The 26,516-nt window shown below is 70.7% G+C and carries 27 protein-coding genes, 3 tRNA genes and 2 pseudogenes; 21 read left to right on the top strand and 11 right to left on the bottom strand.

From position 1 onward, the window contains the following. Positions 1-21: 21 nt before the first annotated feature. Positions 22-315, bottom strand: a complete 294-nt coding sequence (locus tag ACRQ5B_RS04750; protein ID WP_432397442.1) for a hypothetical protein — start codon at positions 313-315, stop codon at positions 22-24. A gap of 268 nt (positions 316-583) precedes the next feature. Here ACRQ5B_RS04750 and ACRQ5B_RS04745 point away from each other — a divergent pair. The 4 genes and pseudogenes from ACRQ5B_RS04745 (at position 584) to ACRQ5B_RS04730 (ending at position 5,329) form a co-directional block, all read left to right on the top strand. Continuing rightward, positions 584-1,406: pseudogene (locus ACRQ5B_RS04745) on the top strand (IclR family transcriptional regulator). A gap of 166 nt (positions 1,407-1,572) precedes the next feature. Further along, positions 1,573-3,301, top strand: a pseudogene (locus ACRQ5B_RS04740) (urocanate hydratase). 9 nt (positions 3,302-3,310) lie between these two features. Next, positions 3,311-4,903, top strand: coding sequence for a histidine ammonia-lyase (hutH, locus tag ACRQ5B_RS04735; protein WP_432397439.1), 1,593 nt, complete (start codon positions 3,311-3,313; stop codon positions 4,901-4,903). A 189-nt stretch (positions 4,904-5,092) separates the two neighbouring features. Next, a complete protein-coding gene (locus ACRQ5B_RS04730) occupies positions 5,093-5,329 on the top strand; it encodes a hypothetical protein (protein ID WP_432397437.1) in 237 nt (78 codons plus the stop codon). Between the two features lie 87 nt (positions 5,330-5,416). Here the strand turns inward: ACRQ5B_RS04730 and ACRQ5B_RS04725 are convergent, their stop codons facing one another. Then, positions 5,417-5,662: a hypothetical protein gene (locus ACRQ5B_RS04725; protein ID WP_432397434.1), complete on the bottom strand. Its 246-nt coding sequence runs from the start codon at positions 5,660-5,662 to the stop codon at positions 5,417-5,419. Positions 5,663-5,853: 191 nt separating this feature from the next. Here ACRQ5B_RS04725 and ACRQ5B_RS04720 point away from each other — a divergent pair, with 191 nt between their 5' ends. Further along, on the top strand, positions 5,854-7,158 hold the full coding sequence (locus tag ACRQ5B_RS04720; protein ID WP_377972562.1) for a cation:proton antiporter: 1,305 nt from the start codon (positions 5,854-5,856) through the stop codon (positions 7,156-7,158). A gap of 62 nt (positions 7,159-7,220) precedes the next feature. Here the strand turns inward: ACRQ5B_RS04720 and hutG are convergent, their stop codons facing one another. Continuing rightward, positions 7,221-8,213 carry a formimidoylglutamase gene (gene hutG, locus ACRQ5B_RS04715; RefSeq protein ID WP_432397430.1) on the bottom strand — a complete coding sequence of 331 codons (993 nt, stop codon included), beginning with the start codon at positions 8,211-8,213 and terminating at the stop codon, positions 7,221-7,223. Positions 8,214-8,383: 170 nt separating this feature from the next. After that, complete coding sequence (locus ACRQ5B_RS04710; RefSeq protein ID WP_290256863.1) at positions 8,384-9,826, bottom strand: NCS2 family permease; 1,443 nt, start codon at positions 9,824-9,826, stop codon at positions 8,384-8,386. A 111-nt stretch (positions 9,827-9,937) separates the two neighbouring features. On the opposite strand from ACRQ5B_RS04710, the gene ACRQ5B_RS04705 reads away from it, so the two are divergent. Further along, positions 9,938-10,573 (top strand): copper resistance CopC family protein, encoded by a 636-nt coding sequence (locus ACRQ5B_RS04705; protein WP_432397427.1) that lies wholly within the window; start codon positions 9,938-9,940, stop codon positions 10,571-10,573. Between the two features lie 25 nt (positions 10,574-10,598). On the opposite strand, the gene ACRQ5B_RS04700 is transcribed toward ACRQ5B_RS04705, so the two are convergent. Next, entirely contained in the window at positions 10,599-11,282 is a 684-nt protein-coding gene (locus ACRQ5B_RS04700) for an FAD-binding protein (RefSeq protein WP_432397424.1), read from the bottom strand. A 307-nt stretch (positions 11,283-11,589) separates the two neighbouring features. Between ACRQ5B_RS04700 and ACRQ5B_RS04695 the strand changes: the two genes are divergently transcribed. The 4 genes from ACRQ5B_RS04695 (at position 11,590) to ACRQ5B_RS04680 (ending at position 15,792) form a co-directional block, all read left to right on the top strand. Next, complete coding sequence (locus tag ACRQ5B_RS04695; RefSeq protein WP_432397421.1) at positions 11,590-12,627, top strand: universal stress protein; 1,038 nt, start codon at positions 11,590-11,592, stop codon at positions 12,625-12,627. 66 nt (positions 12,628-12,693) lie between these two features. Further along, entirely contained in the window at positions 12,694-13,815 is a 1,122-nt protein-coding gene (locus ACRQ5B_RS04690) for a LolA family protein (protein WP_432397418.1), read from the top strand. Between the two features lie 83 nt (positions 13,816-13,898). Next, on the top strand, positions 13,899-14,870 hold the full coding sequence (locus ACRQ5B_RS04685; protein ID WP_432397415.1) for an ATP-binding cassette domain-containing protein: 972 nt from the start codon (positions 13,899-13,901) through the stop codon (positions 14,868-14,870). A gap of 112 nt (positions 14,871-14,982) precedes the next feature. Then, positions 14,983-15,792 (top strand): ABC transporter permease, encoded by an 810-nt coding sequence (locus tag ACRQ5B_RS04680; RefSeq protein ID WP_432397412.1) that lies wholly within the window; start codon positions 14,983-14,985, stop codon positions 15,790-15,792. Positions 15,793-15,805: 13 nt separating this feature from the next. Here ACRQ5B_RS04680 and ACRQ5B_RS04675 read toward each other — a convergent pair whose 3' ends face one another. From ACRQ5B_RS04675 to ACRQ5B_RS04660, 4 genes are all read right to left on the bottom strand, one after another. Beyond that, positions 15,806-17,269 (bottom strand): C40 family peptidase, encoded by a 1,464-nt coding sequence (locus ACRQ5B_RS04675; protein ID WP_432397409.1) that lies wholly within the window; start codon positions 17,267-17,269, stop codon positions 15,806-15,808. Positions 17,270-17,464: 195 nt separating this feature from the next. Further along, positions 17,465-17,899: a metallopeptidase family protein gene (locus ACRQ5B_RS04670; protein WP_412884649.1), complete on the bottom strand. Its 435-nt coding sequence runs from the start codon at positions 17,897-17,899 to the stop codon at positions 17,465-17,467. A 9-nt stretch (positions 17,900-17,908) separates the two neighbouring features. Then, the gene (locus ACRQ5B_RS04665; protein ID WP_432397406.1) at positions 17,909-18,901 is read right to left on the bottom strand and encodes a DMT family transporter; all 993 of its coding nucleotides are present in this window, start codon (positions 18,899-18,901) and stop codon (positions 17,909-17,911) included. An 89-nt stretch (positions 18,902-18,990) separates the two neighbouring features. Further along, entirely contained in the window at positions 18,991-19,872 is an 882-nt protein-coding gene (locus tag ACRQ5B_RS04660; protein ID WP_432397403.1) for a LysR family transcriptional regulator ArgP, read from the bottom strand. Positions 19,873-19,940: 68 nt separating this feature from the next. Between ACRQ5B_RS04660 and ACRQ5B_RS04655 the strand changes: the two genes are divergently transcribed. After that, on the top strand, positions 19,941-20,543 hold the full coding sequence (locus ACRQ5B_RS04655; RefSeq protein ID WP_412884652.1) for a LysE/ArgO family amino acid transporter: 603 nt from the start codon (positions 19,941-19,943) through the stop codon (positions 20,541-20,543). 19 nt (positions 20,544-20,562) lie between these two features. Here the strand turns inward: ACRQ5B_RS04655 and ACRQ5B_RS04650 are convergent, their stop codons facing one another. Continuing rightward, a complete protein-coding gene (locus tag ACRQ5B_RS04650) occupies positions 20,563-21,597 on the bottom strand; it encodes a PHP domain-containing protein (RefSeq protein ID WP_432397400.1) in 1,035 nt (344 codons plus the stop codon). Between the two features lie 194 nt (positions 21,598-21,791). Between ACRQ5B_RS04650 and ACRQ5B_RS04645 the strand changes: the two genes are divergently transcribed. The 4 genes from ACRQ5B_RS04645 to ACRQ5B_RS04630 all read left to right on the top strand — a co-directional run bounded on the left by ACRQ5B_RS04645 (position 21,792) and on the right by ACRQ5B_RS04630 (position 22,996). Beyond that, positions 21,792-21,864, top strand: a tRNA-Glu gene (locus ACRQ5B_RS04645). 112 nt (positions 21,865-21,976) lie between these two features. Next, positions 21,977-22,050, top strand: a tRNA-Asp gene (locus ACRQ5B_RS04640). A 48-nt stretch (positions 22,051-22,098) separates the two neighbouring features. Beyond that, positions 22,099-22,174 (top strand) — tRNA-Phe (locus ACRQ5B_RS04635). A gap of 189 nt (positions 22,175-22,363) precedes the next feature. After that, on the top strand, positions 22,364-22,996 hold the full coding sequence (locus ACRQ5B_RS04630; protein ID WP_432397397.1) for a PAS and ANTAR domain-containing protein: 633 nt from the start codon (positions 22,364-22,366) through the stop codon (positions 22,994-22,996). 32 nt (positions 22,997-23,028) lie between these two features. Here ACRQ5B_RS04630 and ACRQ5B_RS04625 read toward each other — a convergent pair whose 3' ends face one another. Beyond that, the gene (locus ACRQ5B_RS04625) at positions 23,029-23,280 is read right to left on the bottom strand and encodes a hypothetical protein (RefSeq protein ID WP_412884655.1); all 252 of its coding nucleotides are present in this window, start codon (positions 23,278-23,280) and stop codon (positions 23,029-23,031) included. A gap of 279 nt (positions 23,281-23,559) precedes the next feature. Here ACRQ5B_RS04625 and ACRQ5B_RS04620 point away from each other — a divergent pair, with 279 nt between their 5' ends. From ACRQ5B_RS04620 to ACRQ5B_RS04595, 6 genes are all read left to right on the top strand, one after another. After that, positions 23,560-24,024 (top strand): hypothetical protein, encoded by a 465-nt coding sequence (locus ACRQ5B_RS04620; RefSeq protein ID WP_432397394.1) that lies wholly within the window; start codon positions 23,560-23,562, stop codon positions 24,022-24,024. 80 nt (positions 24,025-24,104) lie between these two features. After that, positions 24,105-24,563: an Asp23/Gls24 family envelope stress response protein gene (locus ACRQ5B_RS04615; protein ID WP_290256849.1), complete on the top strand. Its 459-nt coding sequence runs from the start codon at positions 24,105-24,107 to the stop codon at positions 24,561-24,563. After that, on the top strand, positions 24,560-24,751 hold the full coding sequence (locus tag ACRQ5B_RS04610; RefSeq protein WP_290256848.1) for a hypothetical protein: 192 nt from the start codon (positions 24,560-24,562) through the stop codon (positions 24,749-24,751). The genes ACRQ5B_RS04615 and ACRQ5B_RS04610 overlap by 4 nt, the downstream gene beginning before the upstream one ends. Beyond that, positions 24,748-25,116: a hypothetical protein gene (locus ACRQ5B_RS04605; RefSeq protein WP_377972588.1), complete on the top strand. Its 369-nt coding sequence runs from the start codon at positions 24,748-24,750 to the stop codon at positions 25,114-25,116. Before ACRQ5B_RS04610 ends, ACRQ5B_RS04605 begins: the two co-directional genes overlap by 4 nt. Before the next feature lie 47 nt (positions 25,117-25,163). Continuing rightward, positions 25,164-25,781, top strand: a complete 618-nt coding sequence (locus ACRQ5B_RS04600; RefSeq protein ID WP_432398698.1) for a hypothetical protein — start codon at positions 25,164-25,166, stop codon at positions 25,779-25,781. Further along, positions 25,778-26,389 (top strand): hypothetical protein, encoded by a 612-nt coding sequence (locus ACRQ5B_RS04595; protein ID WP_432397390.1) that lies wholly within the window; start codon positions 25,778-25,780, stop codon positions 26,387-26,389. The genes ACRQ5B_RS04600 and ACRQ5B_RS04595 overlap by 4 nt, the downstream gene beginning before the upstream one ends. The last annotated feature ends 127 nt before the right edge of the window (positions 26,390-26,516 follow it).

The raw sequence follows: 26,516 nt of genomic DNA, 5'->3' as shown, positions 1-26,516 counted from the left end.
CGGGAACGGAATGAGCGGTACTCAGTCGGGCAGGCGGACGGTGCGGTGGTCGAAGAACACGAGGGTTCCTGCCGGCGTGCCGGGGACCCTGACCCCCACATACGGTGGCCGGACGACCGTCACCCGTCCCTCACGGCGGCCGTTGAAGGGGTCATCCCCGACCACCACCTGGCCCACGCGGAAGCGGACCCGGGACGCGCCGAGGCGGCTGATCACGGCACGGAGACGGCGGTGTCCCCGGGCTGCGGCCGGAGGCGCCGCGGCGCGCGGTTCATGGGGAGCGGACTGGAGGTGGCTGGCGGCGTGAACGCCCATCGGAGTGCTCCTTCCGGCGGATCGAAACGTCTCCCCACGGTAGGCACCCGCACCCACCGTTCACACGAGTAACAGGTACCCCATCTTTCTCACGGACTACTTGCTTGCCGCCGGCGGCGGAGCGTTCGCCGGGGACTGCTACGGCCGTGGTCCGGTGGAGGTTTTATCTGGGATTACAGACATCAGTGAACCGCTGGGGCCTCCGCCGGGCCCCTGCGGAGGCATTCTTAAGTATGGGATACCGGACATCCCCTGCCGAAGGACGGACATGACAACTGCACCGCACGCCCCCGCCACCCCCGCTGCCAGGGCCGCCTCCAAGGTTCCCGCCGCCGAAAACACCCTGCGGATCCTCAAACTGCTGGCCTCCAAGCGCGGGCCGATGGCGGCGTCGAACATCGCCACGGCACTCGACCTGCCGCGCTCCAGCGTGTACCACCTCCTGGGGGTGATGGAGGCCAATGGCTTCGTGCTGCACCTGCATGAGGAACGCCGTTACGGACTGGGCATCAGCGCCTTCGAGCTCAGCTCTGCCTACTCCCGGCAGGAGCCGCTGTCCCGGCTGGGCCACCCCATGCTTGCCGCCCTGGTGGACAAGATCGGGGAAAGCGCCCACCTGGCCGTCCTGCACGGCCGCGACGTCCTCTACATCGTGGAGGAACGCGCCAAAAACCGCCCCTCCCTGGTGACCGACGTCGGCGTCCGGCTTCCCAGCCACCTCACCGCCAGCGGCCGCGCCATCCTGGCCGCCCTGCCGAAGTCCCAGGTCCGGGCCCTCTACCCGAATGCCGCCGCGTTCAGCGTCCGGCACGAGAGCGAAACCGCCATCACCAAATACTCGGTCCTCTCCTCGCACCTGGATCAGGTCCGGCAGCGCGGCTACGCCACCGAACACGGCGAGGTCACCCCGGCTTCGGCTCGATCGCCGCTGCCGTCACGGACCACGCAGGCTGGCCGACAGCCGCCGTCGCCGTGACCTTCCTCGAGGACAAGCTGCCGCCGGAGCAGTGGCCGGCCCTGGCCGCGCGGGTCAAAAAGCCGCCGACGATCTCTCGGTCCGGATCTACGGACGCCCCAGCCCAACTAACTAGCAGCTGGGGCCGTTTTGGGCCCGGAAAACGGCTTCTGCTGCGAGTCAGTTGGGTCTGGGATTCCGGACAGCACCCCCGCCAAAGCCCTGTGACCGGCGCCACCGGCAGGCTTTAGTAGATACAGAACCTCTCCCCGGAACCACCCCACCCCACGAAGGAGCCCCTCATGGCACCCGCCGATTTCACCACCGGTGCCCGCCCGGTCAAGGCAGCCCGCGGCACCGAGCTCACCGCCAAAAGCTGGCAGACCGAGGCCCCGCTGCGCATGCTGATGAACAACCTGGACCCCGAGGTGGCCGAACGCCCGGACGACCTTGTGGTCTACGGCGGCACCGGCCGGGCCGTCCGGTCCTGGGCCGCCTTCGACGCCATCACCCGCACCCTGGAAACCCTCGAAAAGGACGAGACCCTGCTGGTCCAGTCCGGCAAACCGGTGGGCGTCTTCCGCACCAACGAATGGGCCCCGCGCGTACTGCTGGCCAACTCCAACCTCGTCGGGGACTGGGCCACATGGCCGGAATTCCGCCGGCTCGAGGCCGAGGGCCTGACGATGTACGGCCAGATGACCGCCGGGTCCTGGATCTACATCGGCACCCAGGGCATCCTGCAGGGCACCTTTGAAACCTTCGCCGCGATCGGCCGCAAGCTCACCGGCGACGAGAACGGCACCCTCGCCGGCACCCTGACCCTCACCGGCGGCTGCGGCGGCATGGGCGGCGCGCAGCCGCTCGCCGTCACCCTCAACGACGGCGCCTGCCTGATCGTCGACGTCGACGAATCCCGGCTCCGCCGCCGTGCCGGCAAGCGCTACCTCGACGAGGTCGAAACCGACCTCGACGCCGCGATCGCCAAGGTCCTGAAGGCCAAGGAGGAGCGACGCGGCTGGTCCGTGGGCTACGTCGGCAACGCCGCCGAGGTCTTCCCCGAGATCCTCCGCCGCCACAACGCCGGCGAACTCACCGTGGACATCGTCACGGACCAGACCTCCGCGCACGACCCCCTGAGCTACCTGCCCGAGGGCATCACGGTCGAGGAATGGCACCGCGAGTCTGCGGCCGACCCGGAGGGCTTCACCAAGAAGGCCCAGGCCTCCATGGCCCGCCACGTCCAGGCCATGGTCGAATTCCAGGACGCCGGCGCCGAGGTCTTCGACTACGGCAACTCCATCCGCGACGAGGCGCGCAAGGGCGGCTACACCCGGGCCTTCGAGTTCCCCGGCTTCGTCCCGGCCTACATCCGGCCGCTGTTCTGCGAGGGCCTGGGCCCGTTCCGCTGGGTTGCCCTCTCCGGCGACCCCGAGGACATCCGCGTCACGGACGAGGCCATCAAGGAACTCTTCCCCGAGAACAAGCACCTGCACCGCTGGATCGACGCCGCGCAGGAACGCGTGGAATTCGAGGGCCTGCCCGCCCGTATCTGCTGGCTCGGCTACGGCGAGACGCGCCAAGGCCGGCCTGCTGTTCAACCGGTTGGTCAAGGAGGGCAAGGTCAAGGCCCCCATCGTGATCGGCCGCGACCACCTCGACTCCGGCTCCGTCGCCTCCCCGTACCGCGAAACCGAGGCCATGGCCGACGGCTCGGACGCGATCGCCGACTGGCCGCTGCTGAACGCCCTGCTCAACACCGCCTCCGGCGCCACCTGGGTCTCCCTGCACCACGGCGGCGGCGTCGGCATCGGCCGCTCCATCCACGCCGGCCAGGTCTCGGTCGCGGACGGCACGGACCTCGCGGCGCAGAAGCTCGAACGCCTGCTCACCAACGACCCCGGCATGGGCGTCATCCGCCACGCCGACGCCGGCTACGAACGCGCCGTCGAGGTCGCCAAGGAACGCGGCGTCCGCATCCCCATGACGGAGTCCGCCGACTCCGCCGACTCCGCAGAAGCAACGAAGTAGGAACCTCCGATGACCATTACCACCCATGAACCGCTCACCGTCACCCTCGGCGCCAGCGGCGTCACGCCCGAGGACGTCGTCGCCGTCGCACGCCACGACGCCCGGGTCACCGTCGCCCAGGACGCCCTCGACGCCGTCGCAAAAGTCCGCGCCCACATCGACGGGCTCGCCAACAGCGAGGTCCCGGCCTACGGCATCTCCACCGGATTCGGCGCTCTGGCCAACCGGCACATCCCCGCCGAACTGCGCACCCAGCTCCAGAAATCGCTGATCCGCAGCCACGCCGCCGGCATGGGCCCGGCCGTGGAACGCGAGGTGGTCCGCGGCATCATGTTCCTGCGCGCCAAGACCCTCGCTTCCGGCCGCACCGGGGTCCGGCCCGTGGTGCTGCAGACCATGGTGGACGTCCTGAACGCCGGCATCACGCCGGTGGTCCGCGAGTTCGGCTCGCTCGGCTGTTCCGGTGACCTCGCGCCGCTGTCCCACGTGGCCCTGGTGCTGATGGGCGAGGGCGAGGCCACCGGTCCCGACGGCACCCGCTTCGGCGGACGCGGCGAGGCTCCGGTCGCGGAGCTGCTGGCCGCGCACGGCATCGAACCCGTCACGCTGGCCGAGAAGGAAGGCCTGGCCCTGGTCAACGGCACCGAGGGCATGCTGGGCATGCTCCTGATGGCCATCGCGGACCTGCGGCTGCTGCTGACGACGGCGGACATCACCGCCGCGCTCAGCGTCGAGGCGCTGCTCGGCACGGACCAGGTGTTCCTGCCCGAGCTTCACGCCGCACTCCGGCCGCACCCCGGCCAGGCCGCCTCCGCGGACAACATGCTGCGGGTCCTCTCGAACTCCCCGATCGTGGCCTCGCACCGGGTCAACGACACCAAGGTCCAGGACGCCTACTCGCTGCGCTGCGCACCCCAGGTGGCCGGCGCCGTCCGGGACACCGTGGACCATGCCGCCCTGGTGGCCTCGCGGGAGCTCGCCGCCGCGATCGACAACCCCGTGGTGCTCCCGGACGGCCGGGTCAGCTCCAACGGCAACTTCCACGGCGCCCCGGTGGCCTACGTCCTGGACTACCTGGCGATCGCGGTCGCGGACCTGAGCTCCATCGCCGAACGCCGCACGGACCGGATGCTGGACCCGGCCCGCTCGCACGGGCTGCCCGCGTTCCTGGCCTCCGATCCCGGCGTGGATTCGGGCCTGATGATCGCCCAGTACACCCAGGCCGGGCTGGTCTCGGACAACAAGCGGCTGGCCGTCCCGGCGTCGGTGGACTCGATTCCGAGCTCGGCCATGCAGGAGGACCACGTGTCCATGGGCTGGCACGCCGCGCGGAAGCTGCGCCGCGCGGTGGAGAACCTTCGCCGGGTGCTCGCGATCGAGCTGGTCACCTCCGCGCGGGCCCTGGACATCCGCACCCAGCTCTCCGACGGCACCCTCGAACCCGGCCCGGCAGGCTCAGCCGTCATCGCCGCCCTCCGCGGCGTGGTGGAGGGCCCGGGAACGGACCGGTTCCTCTCCCCGGAACTGGAGGCCGCGGACCGGCTGGTGGGCTCCGGCGCCGTCCGTGACGCCGCCGAATCCGCCGTCGGAAATCTGGCCTGACGACGCAGAAAATGCGGGGACGCCGGGCGTTTTAGGGAACCTCCGAAATGTTCGGCGCCCGCCCGCCGCGGCGGGGCGGAATGTAGTAAAACTATGACCGGCGCCACAATGGTGCGCGCCGCGGATTCAGAGCACGGATCCACACCACAGATTCACACAGCGACAAGATCTACAAAGGGGTAGACGTTCATGAAAGCACGCGGGACGGTCCTGTCCAGGCGCACGGCATTCGCGGCCACGGTCTCGGACTGGCGGAGCCTCACCGCGGGGGACCGGGTGGAGATCCTCAAGCACGCCCAGCTGATCGCGGCCGGGTCCGTGGAAGAAGTCTCGGACAGCGGCAACGTCCTCTGGCTGGTGCCGGCGGCACCGGGCGAGGCGCAGTTGTTCCTGAAGTCCGACGGCGTCCAGATCCGGCGCAGCTAGCGCAGCACGCGCAGACTGCCGGGACCCGGACATGCGAAAGGCCGGTGAGGAGGTTCCTCACCGGCCTTCCGCATGTCCAGGAGTCCGCTACGCGGCGATGGCCTCGCGGCTCTCGTGGGTCTCGCCGAAGGGCACGGTGTCATCGAGGGACACGGTGTAGGCGCCCGGCTGGTGCCGGGTGACCCGGATGCCGCAGCGCCGTTCGACGGCCGCCAAGGCGATCAGGGTGTTGACGGCGTTTTCGAGGCCGCTGTGGACTTCGCGCGCACTGTCAAACGAGAGGCTGATGGACGTGGCATCGGGGCCGACGGCCCGCATGGTGTGTGTGTTCATTACTGGTCTTTCGTTGAATCAGGCCGTTTGGCCGCCCTCTATTCTAGTCTGCGGGGCACGATGGGCCTGTCCGGAGCCGGTAGGGTGCAAGAAGCGGTAAACGATTGAGGCAACGGCACGCTCCCCGCGGGGACGGCGCCCGGACCCCCGGCCCGGGCCCGCAATCCGGTTTCCACAGGAGGGCATGCGCCATGTTTGAAGCTCCCAGCATCGTTTTTACCGCGGCCGGGATCGCCGTCTTCGTCGCCGCCATCCTGCCGAAGCTCCTGCGCAACGCGCCCCTGTCCATGCCGATGGTCTTCCTTGGCGGCGGCATGCTGGCCTTCACCCTCATCCCGTCGCTGCCGGACCCTGACCCGCTGCAGCACGGGGACTTTGTCGCCCACCTCACCGAGGTCTGCGTCATCATCTCGCTCATGGGTGCGGGCCTGGCACTGGACCGTCCCGTGGGCCGGAAGGCCTGGTCCACCACCTGGCGGATGCTGGGCCTGGCCATGCCGCTGTGCATCGTGGGCCTGACCCTGCTGGGGCTGTGGTTCCTAGGCCTGGGACTGGGTGCAGCGCTCCTGGTGGCCGCTGCGCTGGCCCCCACGGACCCCGTGTTGGCGTCCGAGGTGCAGGTGGGGGAGCCGGCGGACGAGGACGAGGAGACCGAACGCGAGGACGAGATCCGCTTCGGGCTGACCTCCGAAGCGGGACTCAACGACGGTCTGGCCTTCCCGTTCGTGTACCTGGCCATCGCCATAAGCTTCGTCGGCGCCGCACCCTCGGCCTGGCTGGGCCACTTCCTGGCCGTGGACTTGCTGTGGCGGATCGTGATCGGGGTCCTGCTCGGCTTCGGCACCGGCAAGCTGCTGGGCCGGCTCTTCTTCACCGCCCGGCACGAGACCATCCGGCTCTCCAACCACTCGGAGGGCTTCGTGGCCCTCGCGGCCACCTTCCTGGCCTACGGTGTCACCCAGTTGCTGGACGGCTACGGCTTCGTGGCGGTCTTCGTCTGCGCCCTCACCATCCGCGCGGCGGAGCGCACCCACGGCTTCCACCGGGTCATGCACTCCTACGTCGAACAGCTCGAGCGGCTGCTGACAGTGGTGATCCTGGTCCTCCTGGGCGGCGCGATCGCCCGCGGACTGCTGGCCGGAATCGGCTGGACCGAGGTGCTGGTGGCGCTGGCGTTCCTGTTGATCGTGCGGCCGCTGGCCGGGTGGCTCGGGCTGGCTCGGGGCAAGACCGGCCCGCGGGAACGGATCGCCATCTCCTTCTTCGGCATTCGCGGCATCGGCTCGCTCTACTACCTGGCATTCGCCGTGGCGCACGGTAACTTCGCCGCCCAGGCGCAGCAGCTCTGGGCCTTCGTCGGCCTGGTGGTGGCCATGTCGATCGTGCTGCACGGGGCCACCACGGCCCCGGTGATGAACCGGCTGGACCGGCTGCGCGAGCGCCGCGCGATCGAGGTCCACGGCGACGAGGACCGCGCGCCGCACACCCCCATCTAGGTAATTCCGGGGACCTCTGGCATTGGCAGAAGTACCGGGCAGGGCGCCCGGGACCCCCGGCGTCAGCGGAGCAGCGTGTCGATCAGCCGCGCCGCGACCTTGGCGGTGCGAGCATCGACGTCGTACTCCGGGTTCAGCTCCGCGACGTCCACGTGCAACAGTTTTCCGCTCGCCGCCACCTGCCGGCAGACGGCCGCGATCACCGGCAGCGGCACCCCGTAGGCGGCCGGGGCGCTGACGCCCGGGGCCACCGACGCGGGCAGGACGTCCAGGTCGATCGTCAGGTAGAGCGCGTCCACGCGGTCCAGGAAGCGGGCGACGAACTCCGCCGCGGCGTCCGCGGTGCAGTCCTCGTCCAGCAGGTATTCCACGCCCAGGCGTTCGGCGGTGCGGAACAGGGCGGCGGTGTTGTTGGGTTCGGAGATGCCGACGACGGCGTACTCCAGCGCGCGCCCCGCGGCGGCTTCCGCGCGGGCCATCTGCAGGAACGGGGTGCCGGAGCTGGGAACCGGTTCGTCCCGCAGGTCGAGGTGGGCATCCAGGTTCAGCACCCCCACGCGCAGCCCGTCCCGGACCGCGGCGCTCCCGGCCACGCCCAGGTAGCTGGCGAAGGCGGTCTCGTGGCCGCCGCCCAGCACCACCGGCAGCGCACCGGCGTCGAGCAGGCCGCTGACGATCCGGCCGGCCCGGACCTGGCCGGCCTCCAGTTCGTCCCCCTCGACGGTGATGTCCCCGGCGTCGTGGACGGTCCGGCCGGAGTGGAAGGCCAAGGGGCCGAGGGCGGCGCGGAGGGCGGCCGGGGCCGCGGCCGCGCCGGGGCGGCCCTTGTTCCGCCGGACGCCGGCGTCGCTGGCGAAGCCGAGCAGGACCGCGGCGCGGGAATCCCCGGACGTGGGTGTGGGGGTGCCGCCTGCCCGGTCCGGGGAGGCCGCCGGGGAGGCCGCCGGGTACGGCGTGACCGCCTGCCACCAGCGGCGGTGCTCGGCGCCGTCGCCGTCGAACCTTCCGGACCAGGGCTGGGGCGCAACGTCGGGGGCGGGGGAGAGGGGAGGCATGCTCCTAGCTCACCGCAGCGGCCGGCGGAAAACCAGCGCGCCCGCCGTCGTCCTGTCCGGAATCCCGGAAACGTCCCGGCGCCGGGGACAACCCGGGCCTTAAACGCCGGAGGGCACCCCGCCGCGGTGAAACACTGCGGCGGGGTGCCCTCCGGAAGAGTGCGCGACTCCTAGTGGATGCCCAGGGCGGCCTCGATCGGGCCAATGCCGAAGAACAGCAGGAACGCGGCGGCCACGGCCCACATCAGCGGGTGGATCTCGCGGGCCCGGCCCTGGAAGAGGCGGATCAGCACGAAGGAGATGAAGCCGGCGCCCAGGCCGTTGGCGATCGAGTAGGTGAACGGCATCAGGGTGAAGGTCAGGAAGGCCGGGATCGCGATGCCCCAGTCCTGCCAGTCGATCTTGCCCACCTGGGAAACCATCATGAAGCCCACCACCACCAGGGCGGGGGCCACGGCCTCGAACGGAACCAGGTTGATCAGCGGGGTGAAGAACATGGCCACGAGGAACAGCAGGCCGGTGACCACGGAGGCCAGGCCGGTGCGTGCGCCCTCGCCGATACCTGCGCCGGACTCGACGTAGATCTGGTTGGAGGAGACAGACGCGCCGCCGCCCACGATCGCGCCCAGGGCGTCAATCTGCAGGACGCGGTCGACGTTGGGGATGTTGCCGTCCTTGTCGATGGTGCCGGCCTCTGTGGCCAGGCCCACCATGGTGCCCATGGCGTCAAAGAAGATGCTGAGCAGGATCACGAAGGCCAGCAGGGTGGCCGCGACGACGCCGAGGTGCTCGAAAGCGCCGAACGGGTTGGCCTTGCCGATCAGGGACAGGTCCGGGGCGGCCCACTCGGAGAACTTCGGCGCCACCAGGGACCAGCCCTGCGGGTTGTAGTTCTTGCCGTCGAAGCTGGGTCCGATGTGCAGCGTGAATTCCAGGATCACGGAGAGGATCGTGGAGGTGATGATGCCGATCAGGATGGCGCCCTTGACCTTGCGGACCACCAGCGCGATGGTCAGGATCAGGCCGACGACGAAGACGAAGGTGGGCCAGCCGAGCAGCTTGCCGTCGAAGCCCAGGCCCACGGGGACGGTGGTGCCGGCGACGTCGGGGATGCGGCGGACGAACCCGGCATTGACCAGGCCGATCAGGGCGATGAACAGGCCGATGCCCACCACGATCGCGGTCTTGAGGCCCTCCGGGACGGCCTTGAACACGGCGGTCCGGAAACCGGTGAGGACCAGGATCAGCATGGTGACGCCGGAGAGGACCACCAGGCCCATCATGTCCGGCCAGGTCAGGCCCGGGTTGGTGGCGACCGTGACGGCCACGAAGGCGTTGACGCCGAGGCCCGTGGCCAGGGCGAACGGGTGCTTGGCCCAGGCGCCCATCAGGATGGTCAGGATGCCGGCCACGAAAGCCGTGACGGCGGCGACGGCGGGGAAGCCGAGGGTGCCGCCGGATGAGTCCGCGCCCGAGAGGATCAGCGGGTTGAGAACCACGATGTAGCTCATGGCGAAGAACGTGGCGAACCCGCCGCGGATTTCACGGGAGAAGTTCGACCCCCGCTCGGAAATCTTGAAATACCGGTCGAGTGCAGAGCCCTGCTTAAGCATTGGTCCTCCGGGAGGGAAAAGGGTGTTAGCTAAATCCTATTAGGAGTGACGGCGCCCACCTGCCAGATTCGCCTAGTCTGTAAGGAAGCCAACACAAGGAGTTGCTCCGTCATGCCTTCCTACCGATCCACTCCCGCGTCCGTTCTGGCCCGTTACCTGACCGCGGCGCTGCTGTTCGCCGCCGCGGCGCTGGGGCTGACCGTCCTGGGGGCCGCGCCCGCGTCCGCCCACGACTCGGTGGAATCCACCAGCCCGGCGGCCGACGCCAGCCTGCCGGCCCCACCGGAGAAGGTCTCGATCACCCTGAGCAACCACCCCCTGGCGATCGGCTCGCAGATCAAGGTCAACGACGCCGCCGGCACCAACTGGGCGGACGGCGACGTGCAGATCGTGGACAACGTCGCGTCCCAGCCGCTGAAGCCCGGCGCCCCCGCCGGCCGGTTCACGGTGCAGTGGCGCGTTGCCAGCTCCGACGGACACCCGATCGAGGGCACCTTCGGCTTCACCGCGGCGGCCGCGGCTCCGGGGGCGGGTGCGACGTCGGGCACGTCTACGGGCGCCAACACCGTCCCGACCATGGGCACCGCCGAGCCGGGCACGACGATCGCCCCGACGCCGGTGAAGGACGCGTCCGAGCCGTTTCCGTGGAGCATCGTGATCTTCGTGGCCGTTGCCATCGGCATCCTGGTGGCACTGGGCCTGATGGCGAAGCGCCGGCTGCAGGCCGGCGACGACGACCGGCCCTAACCCGCCTGCTATGTCGCGTGGCGGTTCAGGCGGGCAGCGCCAGTTGCCCGCCGAGCAGGGACGGCAGGCCTTCCGGGTGCACCTTGGCGGAGATAGCCTGGCCGACGACCTTGGCCTGCCGCAGCACTTCCTTCGGCGTCGGGGTGATCAGCTCGCCCACGCCCACGAGGTACATGCCGAGGGCGTGCATGGCGGCCATCAGGTTCTGGCCGACGGCGACGCCGAGCTCCACCAGCATGCGCCGCAGTTGGCTGTGCGCGCAGCGGGTGAGCACCAGGTGGTCTGCGTAGAGGATGCCGCCCGGGGTCCGGACCGCCCAGCCCTGGGACGGTGCCACGGCGGAGTCTGAGCCGGACGTTCCTGCCAGGCAAGCGAGGCCGGCGGCGGTTCCCGCCCCGGTGCCATCAGCCATCAGCCGGTCCAGCTGCAGGGCGCGGACCGAGCCGCGGACGTCAAGGTTGTGGCTGGCGGCGTAGTTGCGGAGGTGGCGGAGGATTTCGTTGCGTTCCCGCAGCGTGGCCGCGTCGGCCGCGTCGCAGCGCTGGAGGGACGAGGTGTTGGCCGGGTGGCCGGCCCCGAGGAGGTCCAGGCCGTCCACCACAATGGCGTCCACGCCGCGGCGCTGCAGCTCGCTGGCCACCGCCAAACCGGACAGACCCGTACCGATGACCACAGTGCTGGTCCGTTCGATTCCGCCGTTCACAGGCATGCTCGACACTGCAGGGTCCCTCCTCGAATAATGCCGGATCCGGGCCCGTGCCCGGACAGCTTTCCGGACCCGCCACAAGGCATCCCAAAGGGATGATCAGATCTGAAAGACGAGTCTCGGTTCAGCAATGCCTCAGAGGATACCCAACAATTCTGACCGTGAACAGACCCGCGTTAAAGACTTTGACGCAATGTCCGCGAGCGGGCCTGCGGGTGGGCTGACGGTGGTCCGCGGAGGTGCGCGCCGCCGCCCCTGCGATCTGGCAGAATAGCCGCAACACAGCCACATTCGCGAGGAGGCGGACCCCATGGCCGAGGAACAGACGCACCCATACCGCGACGGCGATTCCGGCGGGGAACGCCCCGCCGTGCGCGGCATCGTCGTCGGCGTCGACGGCTCCGAGCACAGCCACTGTGCCCTCGTCTGGGCGGCCAGGGAAGCCGAACGACGGCAGGAACCGCTGCACATCGTCACCGCCTACTCGGTGCCCGTCTTCGCCGCCTCCGGACTGGACGGCGGCTACGCCACCGTGGACGACTCCGTCATCCGCGAGGGTGCCGAGGCCATCCTCAAGCAGGCCATGGACAAGGTGGCCGGGTACTCAATCGACGTCGACGCATCGGTGGAGAACGGCGACGCCTCCGGGGTGCTGCTGGAGATGACCGAGACCGCGGACCTGCTGGTCTTCGGCACCCGCGGCCGGGGCGGATTCGTCGGCCGGCTGCTCGGTTCGGTCAGTAGCGCCCTGCCCGCCCACGCCAAGTGCCCCACCATGACCGTCCCGCTGGTCTGCGGCGACCGGCTGGGCGAGACCACCGAGGACCGGCACGTCCGGGCGGAGCGCGAGAAGTCGGGCCACCAGCCGGTGGAGAACGTCGTGGTGGTGGGCGTCGACGGTTCCGACCAAGCCCGGGTGGCCGTCCTTGAGGCCGCCGCCGAGGCGGAGCGGCTCGCCGCGAAGCTGCGTATTGTCTGCGCCGTGCCGCAGTACAGCGGCTCGCTCGCCTGGGTCCCCGCCCCGATGGACCGGGAGGCGCTGTTCGCCGACATCCGGGTCCAGCTCGACGCCGGCGTCGCCTGGTTGAAGAGCCACTTCCCCAACCTGGAGGTGGAGACCAGCCTGGTGGACGGCTCGCCGGTGGACGTCCTGGTCGAAGCCAGCCGCCACGTGGAACTGGTGGTGGTGGGCACCCGCGGCCGCGGCGGCTTCGCCGGAATGCTCCTGGGCTCCACCTCGGACGGCATCCTGCACCACACCAAGGGCCCGGTCCTGGTGGTCCCGGACCGGGAGGATCCGCGGCTGGCGGACCGGGCCAACTTCGGGCCGGTGCTCGGCCGCTCCTGAGCGTGATGCCCGTCACCGGCGGGCGTAGAGTTAATACATGAACTGCCATGCAGGAGCGCGGTCGTCATGACCCGCACGTGGCTGCGCTGGATGCCAGCCGCCGTCGTCCCCGCCGTGATCGCCGCCGGAGTCCTGGCGGGGTCGGTCCCGGCCAGCGCCAAGGATCCGCTGCCTTCGAAGACCCCGGCCGAGGTGATCGCACTCATGGCCGGGCAACACCAGACCGCATTCTCCGGCACGCTGGACCAGGCCTCCAGCCTGGGCCTGCCACAGCTGCCCACCACCGGGCCGGGAAGCTCCCCGGAGACCGCTTGGCTCGAGCTGCTGACCGGACCGCACACGGCGCGCGTCTACCGCGACGGACCCGGCAACCTCCGCGTGCAGGTGCTGGACCGGCTCGCCGAACGCGACGTTATCCGCCGCGGCAACGACCTCTGGCTCTACTCCTCCAAGGACAACTCCGCCGCCCACGCTGTCATCCCCGCCGACGCCGGACACCACGGCATGGGTAAGGGCGCCAGTTCCGGGGCCGACTCCGGGACGGTCCCCACGCCGGATGCTCTGGCCGCGAAGCTGCTGGCCGCGCTCGAACCCACCAGCGATGTGGCCGTCGCGCCGGAAGTCAGCGTCGCCGGCCGCTCCGCCTACCAGCTGGTCCTCACCCCGAAGAGCTCGGACACACTGATGGCCTCGGCGGCGATCATGGTGGACGGCCAGACGGGACTGCCGCTGGGCGTGGAACTCAAGGCCCGCGGCCAGGCGGACCCGGCCTTCCGGGTGACGTTCGGCGCCATATCGCTGACCGCCCCGGACTCCGGGATCTTCCAGTTCACCCCGCCGGCCGGCGCCAGCATCAAGGAACTTCCCGTTCAGGATCACTCCGGCCAGGCCGCCCACAAGCCGTCCGGAACCGGCAAGGACCCGCAGGCCGGGAAGCGCAAGGTCAGCGGCGGCGGCTGGGACTCCGTACTGGAACTGCCCGCCGGTACGCTGACGCCACCGGCGGCAGGCACCGCGGGCGCCACGGCCGGCAACGCGGCGGCCCTGCTCCAGCAGGCCGCGGTCCCCGTGGCGGGTGGCCGCCTATTGTCCACGGCACTGCTGAACGTCCTGATTCTCGACGACGGACGGGTGTTCCTGGGGTCCGTGCCGCTGGCGCGGCTGCAGGCCGCGGCCGGCGGCCAGTGACCGACCGCCCCGGGGACGCCGGGAACCCCGCGTCCCCGGTGCGGGAGACGCCCTCGGAGCGTTTGGCGGCTCCGGGACGTGCAGTGTCTCCGGGTGCCGGGCCGTCCGGCCTCAGCATCGAGACCCGCGGCCTGAGTAAACGGTTCGGCCGCCAGCTGGCGGTCGACGGCGTCGACCTGTCCGTCCCGACGGGCTCCGTCTTCGGGTTCCTCGGCCCCAACGGCTCGGGGAAGACCACCACCATCCGGATCCTGCTGGGCCTGGCCGCGGCCTCCACCGGAACCGTCCACGTCCTGGGCGAGGAGATGCCGCGGCAGCTGCGGTCCGTGCTCCCACGAGTCGGCGCCCTGGTGGAAGGCCCCGCCTTCTACCCCTTCCTCTCGGGCACGGCGAACCTGCTGCGGTTCGACGCCGCGGACCCCGAAGCCCCGGCCCGGACCCGGCACGCCCGGGTCCACCGGGCACTGGAACGGGTGGGACTGACCCACGCCGCGGGCAAGCCGGTCAAGGCCTACTCCCTGGGCATGAAGCAGCGGCTCGGCATCGCCAACGCGCTGCTGGCCCCGCGCGAGCTGCTGGTCCTGGACGAGCCCACCAACGGCCTGGACCCGCAGGGCACCCGCGAGGTGCGGAACCTCGTGCGGTCCCTCGCCGCGGACGGCACCACCGTCTTCGTCTCCAGTCACCTGCTGGCCGAGGTGGAACAAATCTGCACGCACGCCGCGATCATGAGCGCCGGACGCGTGGTGGCCCAGGGGACGCTGGCGCAGCTCCGGCAGGGCGGCCACGCCCGGGTGCGGCTGCTAACCCCCGACCCCGACGACGCCGTCCGGGTCCTCCGCGGCCTGGGACTCCCCGCCGCGGCCGGACACGACGGGGAAGTCACCGCGCCGCTGCCGGAAGGCCCGGGCGCGGCGCCGCAGCCCCAGCCGGAAGATCTGGTCTCCGCCCTGGTGGCCGCGGGCGTCAGGGTGCGGGGCTTCGCGGTGGAGCAGGGCAGCCTGGAGGACCGCTTCGTGGAACTGACCGGGGAGGGCTTCGATGTCGCCCGCTGAACCGTCACCCCGTGAGAATCCTGCGTCCGAATCGGGGCCGGAGCGCCAGCCCGGGCCCGGGGGTCAGCCCGCGACAGCGCCCCGGCCGTCCACCTCGCCCAGTCCCGCGCCGGTGCTCCGGCTGCTCGGCTCGGAACTGGCCGTGCTCTTCCGCCGCCGACGCACCTGGGCCATGCTGCTGGCGCTCGCCGCGATCCCGATCCTGATCGCCGTCGCCGTCAGGCTCTCCTCCGCCGTGCCGCCGGGCCGCGGCCCCGCCTTCCTCGACCGGATCAGCCAGAACGGACTCTTCGTCGGGATCACTGCCATGGTGGTGGCGGTCCCGTTGTTCCTGCCGCTGACGGTGGGGGTGGTGGCCGGGGACACCCTCGCCGGCGAGGCCGGCCAGGGCACCCTGCGGTACCTGCTGGCGGCCCCGGCCGGACGCGGCCGCCTGGTGCTGGTGAAGTACCTCGCCGCGGCGGCGTTCGCCGTCGCGGCCCCGGCCGCCGTCGCCCTGGCCGGCGCGGGCATCGGCGCCTTGCTCTTCCCGGTGGGGCCGGTGACGCTGCTCTCCGGGGACACCATCGGCGTCGCTGAGGCGGTGGGCCGGCTGCTCCTGATCGCCGCCTACCTGGCGGTGTCCCTGCTGGGTCTCTCCGCCGTCGGGCTGTTCGTCTCGGCCCTCACCGACGTGCCGGTCGGGGCGATGGCTGCCACGGTGGTCCTTGCCGTCGTCTCCCAGGTCGCGGATGCGTTGCCGCAGCTGGACTGGCTTCACCCGTGGCTGCTCAGCCACCGCTGGCTGGACTTCGCCGATCTGCTCCGGCAGCCGATCGGCTGGGACTCGTTCGGCGCCAACGCGCTGCTCCAGGCCGGGTATGTGGCGGTGTTCGGAGCCCTGGCCTACGCCCGGTTCGCCACCAAGGACGTCCTGTCCTGACGCCCGGACCGTCTCAGTAGCGGGCGGCGTAGGGGTAGAGCTGCATGCCGGACATCGCGGCGATGTCCGTGACGGTGATGCCGGCGTCCGGGTTCAGCGCCTGGACCACGCGGCCGCCGCCCAGGTAAATGGCCACGTGGTAGAAGCCGGGAGCGGAACCCCAAACCAACAGGTCGCCCGGCTGCGCGGCGGAGAGCGGAACCTTCACCGGCGCCTGGGCGAACTGGTCCGCCGCCGTGCGCGGGAGGCGCTTGCCGGCTGCGGCGAAGGCGTTCTGGACCAGTCCGGAGCAGTCGAAGCCGTAGGCTCCCGTGCCGCCGTACTGGTAGAAGTAGGGCGCGCCCACCTTGGCCAGGGCCGAGGAGATCGCCACCTGGTTGGAGCCTCCGGTGGACGGCGGCAGGACAGGTGCGGGTGCGGGGGTCGGTTGTACCGGGGCGGGCTGGACGGGAGCGGGCTGGACCGGTGCTGGCGCGGCGGCCGGGGGTGCCGGCTGGGCGGGCGCGGGCTGGGCCGGTGCGGGCTGTTGGGCCGCGGGGGAGTTCACCGGTGAGTTTCCCTGAGGGGTTCCGGTGGTGCCGGCTGGCTGGTTCCCCGACTGTGAAGCCGATGCCTGGGGCGCGGACGGGGCGGTGCCCGCCTGTCCCGGCTGCGGGGCCCTGGCGGCGGCTGCCGTCACCGCGGCCAGCTGCGCCTCCTGGCGCTGGCGTTCCAGCCCGTCCACCCGCTCGGTCTCAAGGGCAACGGTGGTGTTGCGGAGGGTGGCGAGCTGGCCCACCAGCACAGTCTTCTGCGCCGCGGCCTCGGTTACAGCCCGCTGCCGCTCGGTGTTGGCCCGCTCGGCGTCGGACTTGCGGGATTCCGCGGTGGCCGCGGCGTCGTCGGCCGCGCGGCGGGCCTCGGCGGCGGCGTCCTTGGTGGAGGCAGCTGCCGCGGCGGCGGTTTCCGCAGCCTGGAACGCCCGGGTGCGGCTGGCCGCGACGGATTCCAGCGTGGCGGCCTGCTGCAGGGTCTCGCCGTCGCCGCCCACCAGGCTGCCCAGGCCCGGGGTCATGCCGCCGTTGCGGTACAGGTCACCGGCGAGCTGCCCGATGACCTTGCGGGCCTTGGCCTGCTCGGTCTCCGCCGCGGCGGCCTTCGCGTCCGCCAGTGCGGCGGCATCCTTGCGGATCTGCAGCTGCACCAGCGCGTCCGTGTAGGCGTTGTTCGCGGCCAGGGACGCGGCCATGCCGGTGTCGCGGGCCACGGAGGCGTCGGCAAGGAGGCCGTCGATCCGGTCCACCTCGGCGGCGGCAGCTGCGGCGTCGGACTTCGCGGCGGCGATCTCCTCCGGGGACGGCAGTTCGGGCGAGGCGGGGATCCGCTGGACCGTGGCCGGGGCTGCGGTGGCCGCGTGCGTCGGGAGTGCCGTGGCACCCAGGAGGACGACGGCGGTACACAGGGCCGCGGCCCTGCCGCCGGTTCCGGACCAGATCATGGGAAAACCTCGCTGCAGTCAGGCTGGCGCGAGCGAGGGAAGGAGTGATGGCAACGAAAAAAGGCCCTCTGCGGATCGCCCAGCAGGCTCGAGGCTACGTGCCAAAAACCACTTTGGCAACAGAGGTCACATGAATAACATAAACAACACGAGTGTCATTCGGAAGGCATTGCTCCGGCGTGTCGCGTCGTCGGCTCAGCCCCAGCCGAGCTCATGCAGCCGCCCGTCGTCGATGCCGAAGTGGTGGGCAATCTCGTGCACCACCGTGACCGTGACCTCGTGCACCACCTCCTCACGGGAGGCGCAGAGATCCAGGATGGGGCCGCGGTAGATGGTGATCCGGTCCGGCAGTGACCCCGCGTCCCACCACGAGTCCCGCTCGGTCAGGGGAACGCCCTCGTAGAGGCCCAACAGGACCGTCTCCGGGTCCTCGCCGGGCTGCGGGACGTAGTCGTCCTCGATGAAGACGGCCACATTGTTCATCGTCGCGGCCAGCTTCGGCGGGATACGGTCCAGGGCGTCGGCGACAGCCGCCTCGAAATCGTCCGCCGACATCGCGAACCCGGTGCCGCCGTCGTCGTCGTTTCCGGCGGGCACGATCGGCAGTCCGGGCGGCAGGGAAGCGGTCATGGGAAAACCCTACGCCGGGCGCGGGCGCGACCGGCGGCGGGTGAGCGCGACGCCGGCCAGGCAGATCACGCCGCCCACCAGGCCCCACACGGTGGGGATCTCGCCCAGCAGCAGCCAGGAGATCAGGATGGTGGTGCCCGGCACCAGATAGGTGGTGGCGGCCAGGCGGCCGGCGTCGATCAGGGACAGCGCATAGGCCCAGGTGGTGAACGCGATGGCGGTGGGGAACACGCCGAGATAGACCAGGCCCAGGGTGGCCGGCAGCGGGGCGGCCTGGACCTCCGTGACGAGCTGGCCGGCGAAGGGCAGGCAGCACAGGGCACCCACGAGGATGCCGAACCAGGTGGCCTGGGCGGCGGGGACCTTGCGCAGCACGGGCTTCTGGATGATGACGCTGACGGCGGCGAGGGCGGCGGCCAGCAGGCAGAGCAGTACCCCGGCCACGTCCCCCTTCGACTGCTGCCCGGAACCGAGTGCGATGACCGCGACGCCGCCGAAAGCCACCAGGCTGCCGATGATCAGCCAGCGCGGGAAGCCTTCCTTGAGGATGATCCCCGCCATCACCGCCACCAGGATGGGGTTGACGTTGATCAGCAGCGCGGCCGTCCCGGCATCCAACAGGTGCTCGGCGGCGTTGAGGGCCACGTTGTAGCCGCCGAACCACATCACCCCGTAGGCCAGGATGGGCCACCACTCACGGCCCCGAGGGATGATGCCGGTCCGGCGCAGTTGCGGCACCACCACCACGCCCAGCGCGACGACGGCCACGGCCAGCCGGCCCAGGGTGAGGCTGCCGGGGGAGAAGCTGGGGCCGACGGCGCGGATTCCCACGAAGGCCGACGCCCACAGCAGCACGGTGACGACGACAGCGGCGATGCCGCGGCCGCTGACGGCGGGCGGTACGCCCTGCGTGCGCGGGGGCTCGGGGAGGGCGGGACCCGCGGGTGCCGTCAGGTTGCTGTGCTGGGGGAGTCCAGTGCCGTTGCCGGCCGTTGTTGCCATAGTGCCAATCTAGCTCCCGCCGGAGCGGCCCGGCTGGCGGAAATCGGCCACGTCTCGTCGAGTTCCTGCCAGGCCCGGGTGGGAGCCGCTCAGTGCAGCACGCGGGCGGCGGCCCGGATGGCGTCGGCGACCCCGGTCAGGGCGGTGGAACCCTGCCGCCACTGCTGCCAGTAAAGGGTCACGTCCACCGGGGTCCCGGGGGAGAGTTGGGCGAGCCGGCCGGACCGGAGGTCCCCGTCCAGCTCCAAGTCCGGCATGAGGCCCCAGCCCAGGCCCTGCCGGATGGCGTCGGCGAACTCCTGCGCGGCGGGGATGTAATGCCTCGGCGGCCGGGAACCGGCGGACTGCATCGAGGCCAGCCACCGGTCCTGGAGGTCGTCCTTGCGGTCGAAGGCCAACATCGGTGCCTGGCCCAGGGCATCCGCGGAGACTCCGTGCGGGAACCATCGGCGGGAAAAGTCCGGGGTGCAGACTGCCAGGTACCGCATGGTCCCGAGCCGCCGGGAGGTGCAGCCGGGCACCGGTTCAACTGTGGCGGTCACGGCCGCGGCGGCCGCCCCGGACCGGAGCAGGTCCAGTGAATGCTCCTGGTCCTCGCGCAGGATCTCCAGCCGGGCCGCGGTGCCGGCCGCCGCCACGCCGGGCATCGCCCAGGTGTGCAGGGAATCGCTGTTGATCACCAGCGTCAGCCGCGGGGCGGTATGGGGGCCTGCCGGCTGGAGTTCCTCGGCCAGGTCGGCGGTGAGCAGTTCCAGCCGCCGGGCGTAGCGCACCACCACGTGGCCGGCGTCGGTCAGCGCCGGCGGCCGCGCCCGGGTCAGCACGGGACGTCCGACGGCGGTCTCCAGCGCGCGGATCCGCTGGCTCACGGCGGAGGCCGTGACGGAGAGCTCGTCCGCGGCCGCCTCGAAACTCCCCTCGGCCGCGATGGCCGCCAGCGTGCGGGCCTGCTCCGGCGTGATGTCGATCATTAGCCCAGCTTATGTTGCCGCAGAATCATTAACTGGTTTCAGGGTTCCGCGGCGCCTACGGTGGCAGGGTGATCCTCCCGCTGCTCACCGGCCTGTCCGCCGGGCTCTCCCTCATTGTCGCCATCGGCGCGCAGAACGTCTTCGTCCTCCGCCAGGGCATCCAGCGCTCGCATGTGGGCCTGGTGGTGGCTGTGTGCGCCGCCTCGGACCTGGTGCTCATCCTGGCCGGCGTCGCCGGGATCGGGGTCCTGCTGGACCGGGCACCCGCCGCCATCACCGTGATCCGGTGGGCCGGGGCCGCGTTCCTCCTGGCCTACGGGGCGATGGCGGCGCGGCGGGCGTTCCGTGGCGAGCGGATGGAGATTTCCGACGGCGCCCAGCCCCGGCGGCGGGTGGCGATTCTGGGCGCCTGCCTGGCCTTCACCTGGCTCAACCCGCACGTCTACCTGGACACCGTGCTGTTGCTCGGCTCGCTCGCCGCGGCCCAGGGCGACCCCGGCCGGTGGTGGTTCGGTGCCGGCGCCGGCCTGGGCAGCATCCTCTGGTTCACCGCACTGGGCGTCGGCGCCCGGTACCTCGCGCCGCTCTTCCGGCGCCGCGGGGCCTGGCGGGTGCTGGACGCGGGTGTCGCCGTCGTCATGGTGGCCCTGGCTGTGGCCCTCCTGGCCTGAGGTGCCGAACGGCGATGCGCTACCGGCCCCGCCCGGCCCACTCCAGCAACCGCTCCACCGGCCAGGTGGTGATGATCCGGTCCGCGGGGACCCCGTTGCGCTCCGCCCGTTCCGCCCCGTACTGCAGGAAGTCCAGCTGGCCCGGGGCGTGCGCGTCGCTGTCGATGCTGAACAGGCAGCCGGCCTCGAGGGCCAGCTGGACCAGCTCATCCGGCGGGTCCTGGCGTTCGGGGCGGGAGTTGATCTCCACGGCCACGTCGTGCTCGGCGCAGGCGGCGAAGACCGCCTTCGCATCGAAGTCCGACGGCGGCCGCGTCCCCCGGGATCCGGAGAGCAGCCGGCCCGTGCAGTGGCCCAGGATCCGGGTGTGCGGGTCCCGGATGCCGCCGAGCATGCGGGCGGTCATGGTCCGGGTGTCCGCGCGGAGTTTCGAGTGGACGCTGGCCACCACCATGTCCAGCCGGCCCAGCAGCTCCGGGCTCTGGTCCAGGGTCCCGTCCTCCAGGATGTCCACCTCGATGCCGGCCAGCAGGCGGGTCCGCACCCGGCCGTCGTCGTCCTGGTCCGCCTCGATCCCGGGCAACAGGTCCAGCTGCTCGCCCAGCCGCTCCGGGCTCAGGCCGTTGGCCACCTTGAGGTTCGGCGAATGGTCCGTGAGCCCGAGGTACTCCCGGCCCAGGGTGCGGGCTGCGTCCAGCATGGCCTCGATCGGGGATCCGCCGTCGGACCAGTTGCTGTGGCTGTGCAGGTCACCGCGTAGCCGGGCCGCCAACTCCTGGCCGCCCTCGGCCAGCGGAGCCGCGCCGCGTTCCCGCAAGTCCGTGAGGTAGTCGGGCACCCGGCCGTCCACCGTCTGGGCGATCACCTCGAACGTCCGGTCGCCGATGCCCTTCATCCGTTTCAGCCGCCCGTCCGCGCGCCGGGCCGCCAGCTCCTCAGGGGAGAGGCCGGCGACGGCGGCCGCCGCCTTCCGGAAGGCCTGCACCTTGTATGTCCCGGCGAGCTCGCGCTCCAGCCAGAAAGCGATCTCGTTGAGGGCTGCGACGGCGTCCATCCGACCATCATCCACACACCCCGGCGGGCCCTGTCCAGAGCTTATTCCCTGATCGGGCAACCGATTTTGGAGTTTCCGGAACTTGGCCCTATAGTTTTAGAGGTCCAGTTCGGAGGAACCCGGCGGGCGCAGGAATCACGGCTTCGGCGTGTGGCTTTTGTCCCGGCATTAATGGTTTGCCGGACGGCGTCTTGGCCCCCATCGTCTAGCGGCCTAGGACACCGCCCTTTCACGGCGGCGGCACGGGTTCGAATCCCGTTGGGGGTACGCAGGGAGCTGGTCAAACCGGGTGAAAAAGTCTGGTAAGCTAGAGTCCTTGAAAAAGTGCGGTAGCGATACGGCACGAGCAACAAAAAGCAGTAATTAGCAGTACACGCAAGGCCCTGTAGCGCAGTTGGTTAGCGCGCCGCCCTGTCACGGCGGAGGTCGCGGGTTCAAGTCCCGTCAGGGTCGCTTTGGTTGCCAGAAGAAATTCCGGCGGTCATGGTGACATGTCACCTAGGCTCTGTAGCTCAGTTGGTAGAGCGTTCGACTGAAAATCGAAAGGTCACCGGATCGACGCCGGTCGGAGCCACCAGCTAAAACCCCCAGGCAACGCCTGGGGGTTTTTCTTTTACCCTCAGGCGCGGGATACCGGTAATGAGGCGCACAATGAGGCAATATCCGGACCCTTCGGTACTCTGTGGGATTGCGAATAGTAGGCGGGCGTCACCCTCGGGACGCCAGCCCTTGCCCCGGAAGGGCCGCTTTGATCAGGAGGCCTCTGATGTGGTCAAAACTTGAGACGTATTTGTTCCCTTTGCCACCGGGAACTTCTTGTCCCTCGGGAACCTTTGAATATGAGCTTTCGTCGGGCACGATGCAGTGGTCCGACGGGTTGTTCGGGATTCATGGGCTGCACCCCGGTGATGTTGTTCCCACCTTGGAACTGTTCATGGCCCACAAGCACCCCTCCGACCGTGACCACATCCTAGGTATTTGGGCAGACCTGGTGCGCGACGGCGGCCAGGCGGCCTTGATGCACAGAATCAGGGACATCCGGGGCCGTGAGCGACGGGTTTTCTCAGCGGTTCAGGCCGTGGCCGACGCGACGGGGAAGGTGGACTCTGTCCGCGGATTCATGGTGGACGTGACGCAGAGTCTCCGGATCGAGTCGAAGGAAGCCGCGGAGAAAGCCATCGTCGGAAGCCATGCGCACCGGGAGCTCATCGAGCAAGCGAAGGGGATCGTCATGGCCCTAAGAGGTGGAGACGGCCCGGCGGCCTTCGGGACACTCTCCGCGGCGAGCCAAGACTCCAACCAAAAACTCCATGCTGTGGCGGAGGGACTCGTCCGCGCGGCTGCAGAGGGCCGGGCGGCGGCCCACTTGGCATCACTGCAAATCTTCAAGGCTCCTTAGCGGGCCGCAACTCGCAATAGCGGCGGTCACTCCTACGTGACGGGGTAGCTGGAGAGGATGTAGTCGGCGGCAGCCGGACCGGTGATGCGTCGGCGAAGGTTGAGGGGGTCTATGCCCTGGTGCTGAAGTACATCGCGGAGTTGGAGTTCCTCCAGCGGGGTGATGCCGTGGAGTAAGCACCAGCTGGTGTAGAGCCCGTAGAGGCAGTCGGGGCCAAGCGGCGGTTCGGTGTTGTCGGGGACAGTTGCTTCCAGGAGGAACGCTGTGACGTGAGACGTGGGCATGGTTGGGCCGTTCTCTTCGGTCATTCATCCCACCGGCCTGCTTCAGTGGATCTCCCGTGGGGTCAGGGGCCACCACGACAGTTCTGCTCCCAAGGTACTGGGAGGTCCTGTTCCCGTCCACCCCGGGCAACAAGGCAGCCGCCGGGGCCGGGCGGTCGCCCTCCGACCGTTTTGGGGACACGCCGGGACCCCGGGCTAGACTCGCACGCTGGGGAAGAACGCCAAGGCCACGGCCGGTCCCGCGGACCCCGTGGCGCAATCTCGACCAGAAGAGTAACTGTGAAGAACATCCTGCCCGCCGTTGCGCGCCCGCTGACCCTCGCCGCCGCCGTCTCTGCCGTGGCGTTGGCTGGCTGCACGGCCCCCGAAGCGGCCGCACCGGCGTCGTCCGCTCCCGCGCCGGCCACGGCTTCTGCCACCGCAACGCCCAGCGCCACCGCCTCCTCCGGCCCGTGGGGCGACTTCCCGTCGGCCGCCGAGGCCTGCAAGACCATCTCCGAGCAGGCCGCCGGTGCCTCGCTGCTGCCGATGTCCGCGGCGCAGGGCAAGACCGCCGAGCTGGAGCAGTACAAGGCGGAGTTGAGCCGGACCGCGGAGCGTGTGCCGGACAGCCTCAAGGCCGCCTTCAGCAAGCTTAACCAGGTGGCCGTGGCCGGCCTGAGTGACCAGACGGTGTACAGCAGCGGCAAGTTCCAGGCCGCCATGGCCCCGGTCACCGGCTGGATCGCCGCCAACTGCAAGTAGCCCGGCGGCCGGTTCCTCCCGCCTCATCCCCATCGTCGGCCCCACGGGCTAGGGTGGTGGAAAAGAGAAGGGAGTGCCCCATGGACTACCAGGATTCCCACCCGGCCGCTGCCGACGGCGCGCTGGTTCCGGCCGCGGCGTCCGCTGCCTCCGGCCGCACCGTTATTTCCGAGACCGCCGTCGCCAAGGTTGCCGGGATCGCCGCCCGCTCCGTGCCCGGCGTCTACTCGCTGGGCAGCGGCCCGTCCCGTGCCCTCGGTGCCATCCGCGACGCGGTCGGCAGTGTGGACCACGCCGCGGGCGTCCGCGCCGAGGTGGGCGAGACCCAGGTGGCTGTGGACATCGACCTGGTGGCCCTCTACGGCACGCCCCTGCACCCGCTGGCAGACCAGATCCGCGCCGCGGTGTACGCGGCCGTGGAAGAGCTCGTCGGCCTGCAGGTCATCGAGGTCAATGTCGAAATCCACGACGTGTTCGTCCCCGGCCCGCCCAAGCCCGCGGCCGCAGACGCCCGTCCCACCCGGGAGGTCCTGCAATGAGCCCCACCATCGCCGGCATTGCGGCCGGAGCGTTCCTGGCCTTCATGTCCTTTGCGTTCGGCGCGTGGGGCTTCCTCGGCTCCCTGCTCTTCATGGCCATCGGCGGGCTGCTGGGCCGCGCGGCGGAAGGGAAACTGGACCTGCGCGGCGTCCTCGACGCCATCACCGGCCGGCGCTCCTCCTCATGAGCGTGGCCACCGGGCGGCAGCTGGCCGGACACAACCGGATCAACACCCAGGCGCTGACGTCGGTGGCGCGCGCCGCGGCCGCCGAGGCGCTGGGCGTCCCGGCGCAGGACGTGCGCGCGGACTGGACCGACGACGACGGCCTGCTGGCCCTCTCGCTCGTCACCCCCATCGCCATCCCGTCGCTGACGTCCGTGCTGCGGGACCCGTCCCGGGTGGCGTCCTTCGGCGGACCCATCCAGGACCGTGCCGTAGCGGCCAAGGCGCAGATCCTGCGCCGCGTCACGGAACTCAGCGGCGCGCAGCTCAGCCGCGTCGACATCCGCATCAGCGGCGCCACCATCACCGACGGAGGGCGGGTCCGGTGACACACACAGCGCAGCCGAACGAGGTCCCGTCCGGTCCAGGGCCCAACCTGCCCGGGAACCCCGGAGCCTATGCCGACCCCGAAACCTCCGGCGAGCCCTGCAGGCAGCGGATCCTGGCCCGCGAGACCACCTCGTCCCGCGCCGGTGCCGCCGTGGTGGCGGCCATCCTGGTGATCGCCGTCTGCGGCTACGCGCTGCTGGAAACGGCGGTGCGCGCCGTCGGCCAGCCGCCCTGGCTGATCGACCCGCAGACTGCGGCGGACCAGGTCACCGCCCTGCCGGCCGGGGTCCCGCCGGTTCTGCTGGGCACCGTGGGGGCCATCCTGCTGGCCGCGGGAGTGGGCTTCGTCCTGGCCGCCGTCCTGCCGGGCCGCCGTGCCCGGCACGTCCTCGCTGACCCGCGCGCCGCCGTCGTCGTGGACGACGAGGTGATCGCCTCGGCCCTGGCCCGACGCGCCCGGCTGGCTGCCAATGTGACCCAGGAACAGGTCATGGTGGTGGTCTCCCGCCGCGAGGTCCAGGTCAATGTCCGGCCTACCTCCGGCGTCCCGCTGAGTACCGGTGACCTGCAGGCCGCGGTCGAGGCCGAACTGCGCGACATGGCGCCCGAACCGATGCCCGCCGTCCGGGTCAACGTGGCCTCCTCGGGGGTGATCGGCGCATGAACGGCACCCCGCGCGTCCTGAACCGGATCCTGGTCGGCATCTTCGGCCTTCTGTTGCTGGCCGTGGGGCTGCTGCTGGTCCTGCTGGCAGCCGTTCCCGCCGTCGCGGCCTGGTGGCAGGGCTGGTCGTCCGAGGCCTGGGACCGCATCCGGACGCTGTCCGAAAGCACCCGGATCCCCGGCCAGTCCGAGAGTTGGCTCTGGATCGTGATGGTCCTCCTGCTCATCGCCGTCATCGTGGCGATGGTGGCCTGGCTGGCGCAGCAGGGCAAGGGCCGCTCCAACATCCTCGTGGCCGAGGACGACGCCGGCGAGGTCCCCGGCTACGTCAGGATCGGCGGCGGCGTCGCCGAGCAGGCGCTCCGTGCCGCCCTTGCCGGCCGCCCGGACCTGGCCGGAGCCACGGTGGCGACCTACGACTTCCGGGGCCGGCCCGGTCTCCGGATCCGGGTCCAGCCCCGCCAGGGGGTCGCCCCGCACCTGCTCGCTGCAGAGGTTTCGGCGCTGGTGGAGGCGTTGGACGCGGTCATCGGACGGCGGACTCCGGTGCTCATCCACATCGGCTCCGGCGCCCGCTCCAGGTTCGGGCGCGCCGAACGGGTGCGCTGACGCCGGCTTCATGTCGCGTTTGTGAAACTCTTCCGCAACCCGCGATGTAAACGCTTGCATTTTGTTGGTAAGCCTGATTACTGTGATCGGTACCACATGAATGCATCACCGGTTCCGCCGGTACTCA

It is taken from the genome of Pseudarthrobacter sp. L19, assembly GCF_050859435.1.
Classification (GTDB): domain Bacteria; phylum Actinomycetota; class Actinomycetes; order Actinomycetales; family Micrococcaceae; genus Arthrobacter.
The sequence above is the reverse complement of the archived record's forward strand: the minus strand, read 5'-3'. Positions and strand labels throughout refer to the sequence as shown.

Excerpts from the sequence above, each read along its gene's own strand:
- ACRQ5B_RS04750 (WP_432397442.1), bottom strand. The coding sequence starts at position 315 with ATGGGCGTTCACGCCGCCAGCCACCTCCAGTCCGCTCCCCATGAACCG.
- hutH (WP_432397439.1), top strand. The coding sequence starts at position 3,311 with ATGACCATTACCACCCATGAACCGCTCACCGTCACCCTCGGCGCCAGC.
- ACRQ5B_RS04730 (WP_432397437.1), top strand. The coding sequence starts at position 5,093 with ATGAAAGCACGCGGGACGGTCCTGTCCAGGCGCACGGCATTCGCGGCC.
- ACRQ5B_RS04725 (WP_432397434.1), bottom strand. The coding sequence starts at position 5,662 with ATGAACACACACACCATGCGGGCCGTCGGCCCCGATGCCACGTCCATC.
- ACRQ5B_RS04720 (WP_377972562.1), top strand. The coding sequence starts at position 5,854 with ATGTTTGAAGCTCCCAGCATCGTTTTTACCGCGGCCGGGATCGCCGTC.
- hutG (WP_432397430.1), bottom strand. The coding sequence starts at position 8,213 with ATGCCTCCCCTCTCCCCCGCCCCCGACGTTGCGCCCCAGCCCTGGTCC.
- ACRQ5B_RS04710 (WP_290256863.1), bottom strand. The coding sequence starts at position 9,826 with ATGCTTAAGCAGGGCTCTGCACTCGACCGGTATTTCAAGATTTCCGAG.
- ACRQ5B_RS04705 (WP_432397427.1), top strand. The coding sequence starts at position 9,938 with ATGCCTTCCTACCGATCCACTCCCGCGTCCGTTCTGGCCCGTTACCTG.
- ACRQ5B_RS04700 (WP_432397424.1), bottom strand. The coding sequence starts at position 11,282 with ATGCCTGTGAACGGCGGAATCGAACGGACCAGCACTGTGGTCATCGGT.
- ACRQ5B_RS04695 (WP_432397421.1), top strand. The coding sequence starts at position 11,590 with ATGGCCGAGGAACAGACGCACCCATACCGCGACGGCGATTCCGGCGGG.
- ACRQ5B_RS04690 (WP_432397418.1), top strand. The coding sequence starts at position 12,694 with ATGACCCGCACGTGGCTGCGCTGGATGCCAGCCGCCGTCGTCCCCGCC.
- ACRQ5B_RS04675 (WP_432397409.1), bottom strand. The coding sequence starts at position 17,269 with ATGATCTGGTCCGGAACCGGCGGCAGGGCCGCGGCCCTGTGTACCGCC.
- ACRQ5B_RS04670 (WP_412884649.1), bottom strand. The coding sequence starts at position 17,899 with ATGACCGCTTCCCTGCCGCCCGGACTGCCGATCGTGCCCGCCGGAAAC.
- ACRQ5B_RS04665 (WP_432397406.1), bottom strand. The coding sequence starts at position 18,901 with ATGGCAACAACGGCCGGCAACGGCACTGGACTCCCCCAGCACAGCAAC.
- ACRQ5B_RS04660 (WP_432397403.1), bottom strand. The coding sequence starts at position 19,872 with ATGATCGACATCACGCCGGAGCAGGCCCGCACGCTGGCGGCCATCGCG.
- ACRQ5B_RS04650 (WP_432397400.1), bottom strand. The coding sequence starts at position 21,597 with ATGGACGCCGTCGCAGCCCTCAACGAGATCGCTTTCTGGCTGGAGCGC.
- ACRQ5B_RS04630 (WP_432397397.1), top strand. The coding sequence starts at position 22,364 with ATGTGGTCAAAACTTGAGACGTATTTGTTCCCTTTGCCACCGGGAACT.
- ACRQ5B_RS04625 (WP_412884655.1), bottom strand. The coding sequence starts at position 23,280 with ATGCCCACGTCTCACGTCACAGCGTTCCTCCTGGAAGCAACTGTCCCC.
- ACRQ5B_RS04615 (WP_290256849.1), top strand. The coding sequence starts at position 24,105 with ATGGACTACCAGGATTCCCACCCGGCCGCTGCCGACGGCGCGCTGGTT.
- ACRQ5B_RS04610 (WP_290256848.1), top strand. The coding sequence starts at position 24,560 with ATGAGCCCCACCATCGCCGGCATTGCGGCCGGAGCGTTCCTGGCCTTC.
- ACRQ5B_RS04605 (WP_377972588.1), top strand. The coding sequence starts at position 24,748 with ATGAGCGTGGCCACCGGGCGGCAGCTGGCCGGACACAACCGGATCAAC.
- ACRQ5B_RS04595 (WP_432397390.1), top strand. The coding sequence starts at position 25,778 with ATGAACGGCACCCCGCGCGTCCTGAACCGGATCCTGGTCGGCATCTTC.